The sequence below is a fragment of the Streptomyces phyllanthi genome (genome assembly GCF_009377205.1).
Classification (GTDB): Bacteria; Actinomycetota; Actinomycetes; order Streptomycetales; family Streptomycetaceae; genus Streptomyces; species Streptomyces phyllanthi.
In genome coordinates this window covers 1-11,474 of record NZ_VJZE01000296.1, presented here as the reverse complement: position 1 = coordinate 11,474, position 11,474 = coordinate 1, and the positions used below count along the sequence as shown (strand labels likewise).

At 70.1% G+C, this 11,474-nt stretch carries 9 protein-coding genes and 1 tRNA gene; 2 read left to right on the top strand and 8 right to left on the bottom strand.

The features are described 5' to 3' along the window. The coding region (locus FNH04_RS31015) for a DUF4365 domain-containing protein (RefSeq protein WP_152789099.1) at positions 1-259 on the bottom strand (259 nt) is incomplete at its 3' end. A 166-nt stretch (positions 260-425) separates the two neighbouring features. Here FNH04_RS31015 and FNH04_RS31010 point away from each other — a divergent pair. Further along, the gene (locus tag FNH04_RS31010) at positions 426-1,151 is read left to right on the top strand and encodes a 3'-5' exonuclease (protein WP_152789098.1); all 726 of its coding nucleotides are present in this window, start codon (positions 426-428) and stop codon (positions 1,149-1,151) included. 137 nt (positions 1,152-1,288) lie between these two features. Here FNH04_RS31010 and FNH04_RS31005 read toward each other — a convergent pair. Beyond that, positions 1,289-1,360 (bottom strand) — tRNA-Val (locus FNH04_RS31005). A gap of 64 nt (positions 1,361-1,424) precedes the next feature. Beyond that, complete coding sequence (locus FNH04_RS31000) at positions 1,425-1,883, bottom strand: SRPBCC family protein (RefSeq protein WP_152789097.1); 459 nt, start codon at positions 1,881-1,883, stop codon at positions 1,425-1,427. Between the two features lie 101 nt (positions 1,884-1,984). Between FNH04_RS31000 and FNH04_RS30995 the strand changes: the two genes are divergently transcribed. Further along, entirely contained in the window at positions 1,985-4,486 is a 2,502-nt protein-coding gene (locus FNH04_RS30995; RefSeq protein WP_152789096.1) for an SCO7613 C-terminal domain-containing membrane protein, read from the top strand. A 10-nt stretch (positions 4,487-4,496) separates the two neighbouring features. Here FNH04_RS30995 and FNH04_RS30990 read toward each other — a convergent pair whose 3' ends face one another. The 5 genes from FNH04_RS30990 to FNH04_RS30970 all read right to left on the bottom strand — a co-directional run bounded on the left by FNH04_RS30990 (position 4,497) and on the right by FNH04_RS30970 (position 11,221). Further along, entirely contained in the window at positions 4,497-7,241 is a 2,745-nt protein-coding gene (locus FNH04_RS30990; RefSeq protein WP_152789095.1) for an exo-rhamnogalacturonan lyase family protein, read from the bottom strand. A 124-nt stretch (positions 7,242-7,365) separates the two neighbouring features. Next, positions 7,366-7,989 carry a hypothetical protein gene (locus tag FNH04_RS30985; RefSeq protein WP_152789094.1) on the bottom strand — a complete coding sequence of 208 codons (624 nt, stop codon included), beginning with the start codon at positions 7,987-7,989 and terminating at the stop codon, positions 7,366-7,368. A 12-nt stretch (positions 7,990-8,001) separates the two neighbouring features. Then, on the bottom strand, positions 8,002-8,934 hold the full coding sequence (locus tag FNH04_RS30980; RefSeq protein ID WP_152789093.1) for a carbohydrate ABC transporter permease: 933 nt from the start codon (positions 8,932-8,934) through the stop codon (positions 8,002-8,004). After that, a complete protein-coding gene (locus FNH04_RS30975; RefSeq protein WP_152789092.1) occupies positions 8,934-9,932 on the bottom strand; it encodes a carbohydrate ABC transporter permease in 999 nt (332 codons plus the stop codon). The genes FNH04_RS30980 and FNH04_RS30975 overlap by 1 nt, the downstream gene beginning before the upstream one ends. Next, entirely contained in the window at positions 9,932-11,221 is a 1,290-nt protein-coding gene (locus FNH04_RS30970) for an ABC transporter substrate-binding protein (RefSeq protein ID WP_152789091.1), read from the bottom strand. The genes FNH04_RS30975 and FNH04_RS30970 overlap by 1 nt, the downstream gene beginning before the upstream one ends. Between the last annotated feature and the right edge of the window lie 253 nt (positions 11,222-11,474).

Genomic DNA, 11,474 nt, shown 5'->3' with positions numbered 1-11,474 from the left:
GGATCTGGTACGTGCACTTGAGCTGCACCTTGATGGTGACCTCGTCGTCGACCGTGTGTCCCGGTGCGCTGTGGCTGACATGCCAGTCGATGCCGTTGTCCGGAAAGGGCTGGGAGAGCGAGCAGCCCGCGGCCGCGGCCACGGCGTGCAGATAGCCCACCTGGAGCGTCTCCATGCACGCGGTGGTGGCGAGCGTGCCGCGGCGCGGATCGGTCCGCTGTGGCAGCAGCCCGCCTTGTTCGGGCTGCGCGATCGCCATGTGACAGCCTTCCAGAGCGGACGAATTCCCGACACAGGCCCCTGAACTGCAAAGACCCACACTTCTGTTGTCTCCTCCCGGCGTATGGCGCAAACAGCCCGGGTATCACCGAATCGGGCAGTCGACGGTGCGTCAACTGCTGGCGATGACGAGGAGTTGGGTGCGTATGGCGTACTGGTACGAGGGCCCTCTGGCCGCGTTCGACACGGAGACCACGGGCGTGGACGTCGAGACCGACCGGATCGTCTCGGCGGCCGTCGTCGTCCAGGACGCCGCGGGCACCCGGCCCCGGGTGACCCGGTGGCTGGTGAACCCGGGCGTGCCGGTGCCCGCCGGGGCGACGGCGGTGCACGGACTGACGGACGATCATGTGCAGCGCAACGGGCGCTGGCCGTCCCCGGTGATGGAGGAGATAGCCAAGGAGCTGGCGGAGCAGGCCGTGCGGGGCCGCCCGCTCGTGGTGATGAACGCGCCGTTCGATCTGACGCTCCTGGACCGGGAGTTGCGCCGCCACCGCGCCTCCTCGCTCTCCCACTGGTTCGAGTCGACGCCCCTGCGCGTACTGGACCCGCGCGTCCTCGACAAGCACCTGGACCGCTACCGCAAGGGCCGCCGCACCCTCACCGACCTGTGCGAGCACTACGGGGTGGCGCTGGACGGCGCCCACGAGGCGGCGGCGGACGCGATGGCCGCGATGGATGTCGTACGGGCCATCGGGCACCGTTTCGCGGCACGCCTTGAGCGCCTCTCCCCCGCCGAGCTGCACACCCTGCAGGCGGTGTGGCACGCGGCGCAGGCGCGCGGCCTGCAGGCGTGGTTCGCGCGCAGCGGCACGGAGGAAGCGGTGGACCCGGCGTGGCCGCTGCGGCCGGATCTGCCGGCGGCGGCGTGAGCACCCCGACAGAGGGCAACCCCGAGCTGAGGGGGTGCGGGTGGCGAAGCCCCCGCTACGCGCGGCGAAGCCGCGCAGAACACGACGATGGCGACCCGCCCTGCGCAGTCTGCAGGCACGAGCCGCCATCGGTATCGTGGGCGATACTGGGTTCGAACCAGTGACCTCTTCGGTGTGAACGAAGCGCTCTCCCACTGAGCTAATCGCCCGGGAACGCACTGAACAATACAGGTCCCCGAGGGTTCCGTTCAAACCCATTGCCGGCCACCCTGATCACCCTGCGGGGTGCCCCTGGCGCAGATACATGCGGAGCCCTCGCCTCCCGTCCCGCATCATCAGTGCGTGGTTGGCGCGGAAGAAGGGACGCCCCGGCACGGCGAGCCGCCGCAGCAGGGGTTTCGCCACGTCGACCTCCTGGTCGTAGCGGGCCAGTGTGCCGGTCCCGTGGGCGGTGAGCGTCCAGCGTGCCCAGCCGTCGAGGTCACCGGTCATCGCGATCTCCAGCACTCCGGCAGCGGGATCGTGCCGTACCTTCCGGGCGGTGAACCTCAGGTCGTACGGCAGGACCGACCGCACCCGCAGCACACCGCTCGTGTCGTCGACGCGGGTCACCTCGCGCACCTGGGGCCACCACCGCGGGTAGTCCTCGGCCCGCTCCAGCACCTCGTACACGGTGGCGGGCGGTGCGGGCAGGGCCCACAGGCTGCGGAAGCGGTAGTGGCTCCAGTCCATGTGCGGAGTCTGCCCGCAATGACCCCGCCGTGCGCGATCTGAGTACGACCTGAGTACGCGCACTCATGCCGCACAACGTGACGAGCGACACACTCCGAGGCATGACGAACATTCCGCCCCCGGTCGAGGAGTTGCGGATCCTCGACACCGAGCTGCGGCAACTCGATGCCCGCCGCGCCGTGCTGCTGGCGCGCCGGGCCTGGCTGGTCAACGCGCTGTACGCGGCGCCTCCCGCTCCTCCCGCGTCTCCTGTACGGAACGCGCCGAGGCCCGAGACGACGGCGCCCGGCGTGCAGAACGTGCTGCTGATCCTCGGCGGCATCCTGCTGACCATCGCGGCGATCGCGTTCACGCTGGTCAGCTGGGGGCGGATGGGTATCGCCGGGCGCTCCCTGGTGCTCGGCACGGTGACGCTGGCGACGCTGGCCGTACCGGTGCCGCTGCTCCGGCGCGGGCTGCGCTCGACGGCGGAGGCGGTCGCCGGTCTCGGGCTGGCGCTGACGGTGCTGGACGCGTACGCGCTGCACGAGGTCGTCTTCACCGGGACGGACGGCGTCGGCTACGCGGCCGTGGCGTCGGCGGTTCTGGCCGGGGTATGGGCGGCGTACGGGATGGGCATGGGCCTGCTGGTGCCCGCGGAGCCGACGGACCGGGCCGGGGACGGGGGCGGGGAACACCCCCGGTCGCGGCGGGGCCCGTCGGCCACGGCCGCGCGCGTCCCGCTCCGGCTGCCCCTCCCCGTCGCGCTGGTCGCCGCCCAACTCCCCCTGCTCCTCTGGGCGCTCGCCGTGCAGGCGAGCCCGCACACACTCACGGCGGCGCTGCTTGCGACCGCCGCGGCCGACACGTTCGTCGCACTTCGGGTGTCCGTCGAGCCGGTGAGGACCGTCGCGGCTGTCGGCGCGTTCGGCCTGGGAGCCTGGGGTGTACTGGCGGCCGGATGGGAGACCTGGACCGCATCCGGCCCGAGCGCCGCCGCCCGTGCGGCGGCGCTCCTCGCCCTCGCCGCGGCGATCGCCCTGACCGCCGCCCGGCACACCCCGAGGCCGGACCTCGCGCTCGGCACGGCCCTGACCGGCGGCCTGCTCGTGGTCGCCGGGGTGGGCGGGGTGCTGCGGGCCTCGCTGCCCGACGAGTGGACCGTTCCCGGCTGTCTGGTGTGCGGGGTAGGCCTGTTGGCCGTGGTGCGGACGGGACTTCCCGAACCCGTACGGCGAGGCCTGGCCCTGGCGTCCGCCTCCGTGCAGGCGCTCGCGGTGCTCTGGGCCCTGCCCCTCGTCGCGATCATCCTCCTCGGGCCGCTCGGCTGGGTGGAGCGCGTCTGGTCCGGGGCGCCCGCGGATGCCCGGGAGGCGGTCACGACGGAACTGCCGTGGCCCGCGCACTCGGCGACCACGCCGCTCGTACTCGCGGTCGTGGCCGGGGTGCTGGCCGTCCTGGGCCGGGGCACGGCCTGGCGGGCACAGGCATGGGTGGGCGCCCTCGTTCTGGGATGGTCGACCGTGCTGACGGTCCCGGCGGTGCTGGAACTCCCGTACGCCGTGGGGATGGTGGGGCAGGCGCTCGTGACCGCGGCCGCGGTGGCGCTCGCGGGCGTCTGGTCACCGCCCCGGCCGGAGGTGTCGGAGGGGGAAACCGCGCCCGTACGGTCGCCGCTGTCCCTCACCGCCATGATCCTGGCCCTGGTCGCCTCCCTCGGTCTCGCCTGTGTCTCCCTGGCCTCGGAGACGGCGACGCTCGCCGTGCTCGCGGCGCTGACGGTCCTGTTCGGGGCGGCCGCCCGGCGTCAGGGGCTCGGGGTGTTCTGCGCGCCCGCGTCCCTCGTGTACGCCGCCGCCCTGCTCTGTGCGATCGGCGCGTCCGCCGGCTGGCAGCCGCACCACATCGCGCTGCTCGTCCTCGCCGTCCCGGTCACGGCGGCCGTGCTGGCCGCGCGTTCGGACGGCTCCCCCATGACCGTGTCCGTCGAGGTGGCCGGTGCCGCCGCGGGCCTCCTGGCCGTCGGCCTCGCCGCCACCGACCCGCCGTTCCTGGCCCTGACGCTCGCCCTCTGCGGGGTCGTCGCCGCGGGCACCGCCCTCCGCGCGGACCGGCGGTACGCGGGCTACGCGGCCACCGCCCTGTTCGTGCTGGCCACCTGGGTCCGTCTGATGTCCTGGGACGTGAGCACCCCGGAGGCGTACACGCTGCCCGTGACCCTCCCCGCCCTCGTGGTGGGCCTCGTACGACGGCGCCGTGACCCCCGGGCCTCGTCCTGGACGGCGTACGGCCCCGGGCTCGCCGTCACCCTCGTACCGAGCCTCCTTGCGGCATGGGGCGACCCGGACTGGCCGCGCCCCCTCCTGCTGGGCGCGGCGGCCCTCGTCGTCACGCTCGTCGGCGCCCGGCACCACCTCCAGGCGCCGCTCGTGCTCGGCGGCACCGTGCTCACCCTGGTCACGCTGCACGAACTCGCCCCGTACATCGCCCAGGTCGTCGGCGCGCTGCCGCGTTGGGTACCTCCCGCACTCGCCGGTCTGGTGCTGCTCGCACTCGGTGCCACGTACGAGCAGCGACTGCGCGACGCGCGACGAGTGCGGGAGGTGCTGGGGCGCTTCCGTTAGGAAGCGTGGGCTACGGCATCTTGTCGCCGACCAGGGCCAGGTTCTGGATGGCCGCCAACCCGTACAGCGCCGTGGCGTTGGTCGACACCCAGGCCGCCTCACTGCCGGGCACCAGTGCCGTCGGACCCTCGATCTTCTTCGTGGACCAGTCCGTGGACTCCTTGTAGTCCCAGGTGTCCCGGCTGTTGTAGAACTGCTGCCACGCGCGCGCGGCCAACTTGTCGTCGCCCAACTGGACTGCGGCGTAGGCGTCCTGCCGCGCATGGCCCTGGAAGAGCAGCAGGGAGCCGAAGTCGGAGCCGTAACGGGCCTTCTGCTCCGCCTTGGTGGCGTTGAAGTAGCGGCAGTAGTCGAGCCACGCCTCCTTGAACTTCGGCATGTCGATCTGGTCGATGAGCTCGGCGCAGAGCTCGACCAGGCCGAACATGGCCGACAGGTGCGAGACGCTGACCTTGGGGTCCTTGGCGATGGCGAACTTGCCGGTGTCCAGGTCGTACAGCGCGTTGCCCTGGACGAAGCCGTTGGGCTGGGCGGCGATGGTCTCCATCGTGGACAGGACGCGCGCCTTGGCCTTCTCCCACTTGGGACCGCGCCGTTCCCACTCGGTGAGCCAGGCGGAGACCAGTCCGGACCAGTCGGTGCCGAAGCCGATGGAGAGGGCGTTGCGGTCGGGGGTGTAGGGCTCGGTGCGGATCTTGCGGATGGGGTCGAGGACGAGGAACGTCTCGTCGGAGTCGACGTTGGCGTGCATGAGGTCGCCGACGCGTTCGTCCGCGGTGAGGAAGTAGTAGTAGCGCCGGTAGGTGGTGTTGGCGATGCGCTGCTGCTTGGCGCTGTCCGCGTAGTGCTGGACGCCGTGGCGGGTGCCGAGGCCCGCCCACTGGCCGAGGTGGTAGACGTCGACCTCGCCGGTGTGCCGGGTCATGGCCTCGGCGAAGCGGAAGATGTCGGCGCGGCCCGAGCGCATGTACGCGAACCAGAGCCACAGGTCGGGCGAGAGCTCGGAGTTGTCCCAGGCGTAGCCGCCGACGTCGTAGCACCACTGGTGGCGGCTGGGGTCGTAGCTGTGCATGATGTCGCCGTAGTCCCAGAAGCCGTACCAACGGCGCATCTCCACCTGGTCCTTGTAGTAGGTGAAGAGGAAGTCGAGGTGGTCCTCGATCTTCGCCTTGGCGGCGGTGGAGCGGTCCGGCTCGGAGAACAGCCTGCCGAAGACGCCCGCTTCGATGAGGTGCTCGGGCGGGGCGGCGAGCTGCGGCGGGGTGCGTACGGCCTCGACCTGCTGGGCCATCTGCTCGGCGCTCGGGGTGGACTCGTGGGCCCAGAAGAGGAGTTCGCTGGTGCGGGCGATGCCGTAGGGGGTTCCGAAGCCGGGCTCGTAGTCCTCGTAGGTGATGTTGAGGCCCTCGAGCTGTTCGGGGTACGTGTCCTGGCCCATGCCGTCGTGGTAGAAGCGCAGGTCCATGGGCTGTGCCTCGGGCGACCAGAGCCAGAGGGTGACCTCGGCCGTGTCGGTCTGGGCGTCGCGGATGTCGAGCTGGGCGGGGAACTTCTCCCAGAAGTCCCTGAGGCCGAAGGCGAATCCGCCGCTGGCGCCGCCCACATAGCCGAAGCCGCTCGCCCGCCGGCCACCGCCCGCGCCGATCCAGCCGTGGCCCTTCTTGGTGCGCTTGCGGACCGTGAAGCCGTCGGCGGAGAGCTGCGAGAGGGTGTAGTCGCCCCACTCGGGGATGTACTGGAGGCGGGTGGTGACCCGCTGGTCCCAGGTGGACGGGTCCGGCAGCTTCTTGCCCTCGAACTGGGCCGTTCGCACGGCTGCCCCCGGGTCGCGCCGCAGCCCGGTGATGCCCTTGACGGCCTCGCGCAGCAGACCGGTGCCCTCGCCGCCGATACGGATGTGCCGGTCGTACGCGGCGTCACGCATCGGCACCTTGAAGCGCACGCCGATCCCGCGGATGAAGTCACCGCTCGCCCTGCCGGGCTCCTGCTTGCCGTCGAAGGTGATGGTGTGCACCATGCGGAACGACTCGGCTCCCGCGTAGAAGTAGAGCCGGACCGAGAAGGGCAGCCAACTGCGGTCGCCCTTGCGGTGCTTGCCGTCGATCCGGACGACCGCGCGGACCGGCCCCTCCTGCTCGACCTCGGCCTCGCCGATGACGCTCTCGAACCGCTCGTACTTCTCCGCTCCCTGGTCACCGTCCTCGATCTCGGGCTGGCGCAGGAGCACCAGACGGCCGGTGTGAGCGATCTCGGTGGAGCCGCGCCGCACCGATTTCACGAGCGTGGAGCCGCTCTTGCCGATCTTCGCGGTGATGACCCCGGTCGACACCTCGATGGTGCCGCCGCTCCTGTCGACGGTGACCTTCTTCGCGGGGGCGGCGGGGCTGCCGGCTGCGAGGGTGAGCTTCCCGGATCCGGCGCCCGCGCCGACCGCGTGCGCGGTCCACTTCAGGGAGCCGTCGGGCCAGTAGCCGATGGGCCAGGACTGGACGGGGATCTCCTTGCCGTCCGCGTCCGTCAGGGAGAACGACTGGTCCTTCTCATACGCGCCCTTGGGCCACGGCACGCCCACGGTGGACCCGGGCGCGGCGCCGAGTCCGCCGTCCTCCAGCCAGTCCAGGGTCACCGGATCCGCGTCCGCGGCCTCGGCTCTGGGCGCGGCCTGCGCGTTCGAGCCGAGTGCCCAGCTGAACTGCGCGGCGGCTCCGGCGACGGCGGCCGCCTTGAGGAGGGACCTGCGGTCGATGGGGGACATGACCTTTCCTTTCCGTACGGGAAGCGGTGCGTTGCGGGAAGCTGTGCGTGCGGTGGTCAGGGGCATGACAGTGAGAGCTGCGACGCCGCTCAGGGCGCCGGCCTTGTGCGGGGGCACCCGCCGGTCAGCGGCGCCGGTACCGCTCCTCCACGGCGACGGCCGCCGCCGCGACGGCCCCGAGCACCGGGACCGCCAGCGGCAGGACGAACCAGGCGGAACAGGCCACCACGGCCAGTCCGCCGACGAGCAGGAAGGACCCGGCGGGGTCGAGCACGGTCCGCCGTCCGGCGTCCGCGAGCAGGGTCCGCCAGGAGGCGCCCGGTGCCCAGACCGCCGCCGCGCGCAGCCCGGCGACGGCGAGACCGATCAGTGCGAACACCCCGACGGCACCCACGAGCGGCCCTCCGGGGATCCCGGCCCGTACGGCCTGGACGTCCACCCAGACCGCGGCCGCGGCGGCCCAGCCGAGGAGCCCGGCGATCCAGCCACCGCGCACGGCCGTCCGGAAGTCCGCCGTGAACTCCCGCCGGCCGCCGCCCTCGTGGGCGATACGCCGCCGCAGGTGCCGGGCCCCGGCGGCGAACGCGGCGGGGTAGGTCACGATCGGCAGCGAGGCCACCGCGATCCACACACCGGTGAGCAGACACTCGGCGAACAGCGCGAACCGCTCGGCGAGCAGGGACTCCCCGCGTTCACCGCGTGCCGTGGAAGCCTTGCCGGTGAAGCCCTTCGCGGGCGCCTGGGCCATGGTCGGTTCACCTCAGCCCTTCAGACCGGACGTCGCCATGCCGTCGATCAGGTAGCGCTGGAAGGTGACGAAGAAGGCGAGCACCGGCAGGAGGGCGACGAGCGACATGGCGATCATTCCGCCGTAGTTGGCCAGGCCCTCCTGGTCCACGAACATCTTCAGACCGAGGGAGACCGTGTACTTGTCGGGCTCGTTGAGGTAGATCAGCGGGCCCATGAAGTCGTTCCAGGCGTTGATGAAGGTGAAGATCGCGCTGGTGATCAGGGCCGGGCGGCACAGCGGGAGCACGATCGACCAGTAGATGCGCAGATGCCCGCAGCCGTCGAGACGGGCCGCCTCGTCGAGTTCCTTGGGCAGGTTGCGCATGAACTGCATCATCAGGAAGACGAAGAACGCCTCCGTCGCCAGGTACTTCGGCAGCAGGAGCGGGGTGTAGGTGTTGATCATCTCCATGTTGCGGAACAACACGTACTGCGGGATCAGCAGCACGTGGTACGGCAACAGGAGCGTGCCGATCATCAGGGTGAACAGCAGGTTGCGGCCCGCGAACTTGATCTTCGCGAAGGCGTAAGCGGTCAGCGAGCAGGACACCAGGATCCCGACCACCGAACCGACGGCGAGTGTCAGCGAGTTGAGGAAGAACGTGGAGACCGAGATGTCCGCGATGCCCTCGGTGAGCCGCGTGTAGTTCGAGACGATCGGGTCGCCCGGAAACAGGTCCAGGCTGCCGATGATGTCCTCGCTCTTCTTGAAGGAGCCTCCGACGACCCAGACCACGGGATAGAGGATCACCGCGAGGATGGCGAGGGAACCGATGTGCCAGGCGAGGGAACCGGGCAGCCTGCGACGGAGGCTGCCCGCCTTCGGGGACCGGGTCGGCGTGATGCCGGTGGCCGGTGGGGGTGCCCCCTGATCGAGGGAAGTCGACAGACCGGGGGAGCTCATCAGGCACCCTCCTCGTAGTGCACCCAGCGCTTCTGGGACCAGAACAGCACCGCCGTCACCAGGGCGACCGCGACAAGCAGCATCCAGGCCATGGCGGAGGCCAGGCCCATCCGGCTGTTCTCGAAGCCCTGGACATAGAGGTAGCAGGTATAGACCATCGAACCGTCCGCGGGACCGCAGGCGTTGCCTCCGGCGCCGCCGCCGACGATGTACGCCGAACTGAAGATCTGGAAGGAGTGGATGGTCTCCAGCAGGACGTTGAAGAAGAGAACCGGGGAGATCATCGGCAGCGTGATGTTCCAGAACCGCCGCAGCTTGCCGGCCCCGTCGACCTCGGCCGCCTCGTAGAGCTCCCGCGGGACCTGCTTCAGACCGGCCAGGAAGATGACCATGGGGGCGCCGAACTGCCAGACGGTGAGCGCCACCAGGCTGTAGATGATCAGGTCCGGGTCGCCGGTCCAGCCGCCGGCGTCCACCCCGAAGAGCTTCTGCGTACGGTCCACGATCGCGTCGTCGGAGAAGATCGCCTTCCAGACGATCGCGATGGAGACGCTCGCCCCGATCAGCGACGGCGCGTAGAAGGCGGCCCGGTAGAAGGCCTGTCCACGCCGGCTCTGGGCCAGCAGCAGCGCCACCCCGAGGGCCGCGAACAGCTTGAGCGGCGTACCGACGACGACGTACCACAACGTCACCCGCACCGAGTGCTGCCAGCGCGGGTCGTCGAACATCTCGGAGAAGTTGTCGAGACCGACCCACTTGGGCGCGTCGAACAGGTTGTAGTCGGTGAAGGCGAAGTAGAGCGAGGCGACCATCGGGCCCGCGGTCAGCAGCAGGAAGCCGGCGATCCACGGGGACATGAAGAGATAACCGGCCAGGGTCTCCCGGCGGCCCCGCCGCTTGAGGGCGGCGGGGCGCGGGGAGTTCACCGGACCGTGCCGCGGCTCGGAGTCCTTCGTGAGGCCCTCCGTCGCAGGGGCGTGTGTCACGGTGGTTCCCATCAGCCGGCGAGAGCCGTCTTCGACTCGGTGAAGAACTGCTTGACGGCGTCGTCCACCGAGCGCTTGCCCATCGCGAGTTCCTCGGCGATACGCATGAACCCGGCCTCGCAGATGTCCGCGCCGTTCGGGTGCGGGGTGATGGGCTCCAGAACACCCGCCTCGACGAGGGACTCCTCGTAGGCGGCGATCGCCTTGTTGACCTCGTCGGTCGGCTTGAACGCGTCGTACTGGGCCTGCGTCGCGGGGACACCGCGGTCGTACCCCATGATCTTGGCGACTTCGGGGTCGTGCACCATGAAGTCGATGAACTGGGCGACTTCCTTGGGGTGCTGGGTGCGCTTGGACGCGCTGAGCATGAGGGAGCCGAGGTACTGGCCGGTCTTCTTGCCGTCCGTGGTCGGGATGGGCGCCAGCCCGTACTCGCTCTTGCCTTCGGAGGTGTAGCGGATGGTGAAGTTGTCCCAGGTGAACTCACCACCGGCGATTTCCGCGGAGACCGCCGACTTGGGCTTGATCTGGGCGACCTTCTTGGGGTCGGCGTAGATACCGTCCTCGACACCCTTCTCGGCCTTCGTCCACCAGTCCGTCAAGTCCGCCTCGGTGAAGCCGAGCCCGTCCTCGGTGAAGAACGCCTTGCCGTTCTGGCGCAGGTAGAGGTCGTAGAGGTACATGACGCCGTACATGCCGCTGTCACCGGCGCGCCCCGCCTTGTCTCGGATCTTCTTCATCGCCGCGTCGAAGTCGTCCCAGGTCCAGCCCTGCTCCGGCTTCACGCCCGCCTTGGTGTAGACGGGCTTGTCGATGACCAGCGCCATGGAGTTGGAGCCGACCGGAACGCCGAGGAGCTTGCCGTCGATCTCGCCGAACTTGTCCAGACCGGCCCGGAAGCCGTCCATGGAGAGATTGCCTGCCTCGACCTGCTCGCTGAGATCGAGCAGAACATTCTTCGCGTCGTATTTCCGCAAGAATCCCACGGCATTCTGGAAGACGTCCGGCGGATTCCCGCCGGAGGCCTGGGTGTTGAACTTCTTCCAGAAGTCCGTGTAGACCTGGAAGTCCGTTTTCACCTTGATCTTCGGGTACTTCTTCTCGAAGAGCTCGACGGTCTTGTTGATTCTCTCGGCGCGGTCCTCGGCCCCCCACCATGCGTAACGGATCGTCACCGTCCCGTCCCCCGCACCGCTGTCGCCGCCGCAGGCCGTGGCCGTCGCCCCGACCCCCGCGACGGCAAGTGAGGCACCGGCCGCCTTGAGGATAGTCCGCCTCTCAACTTTCCGGTCGTGCTGCATGGTTGAGCCTCCCCGCGACGTTGCGTTCGCCCCATGAATCGTTTCAAGTAAGCGCTTGCTGGCACAAGTTACGGAGGCCCTCCGGGCACGTCAATGATTCGGACAGGAATTGCTGGAAAGCGGAGGGTGGCCGCGCGGCCGATCTGGGCGTACCGCGGTGGCTGCTGGGGCGGGAGTGCGCAGGTCGGAGGGGTGCGGTCAACGGGTCGAACCGGTTGGGGGGCAACGGCGGTTCTCGGACAGGGAGTTGGGG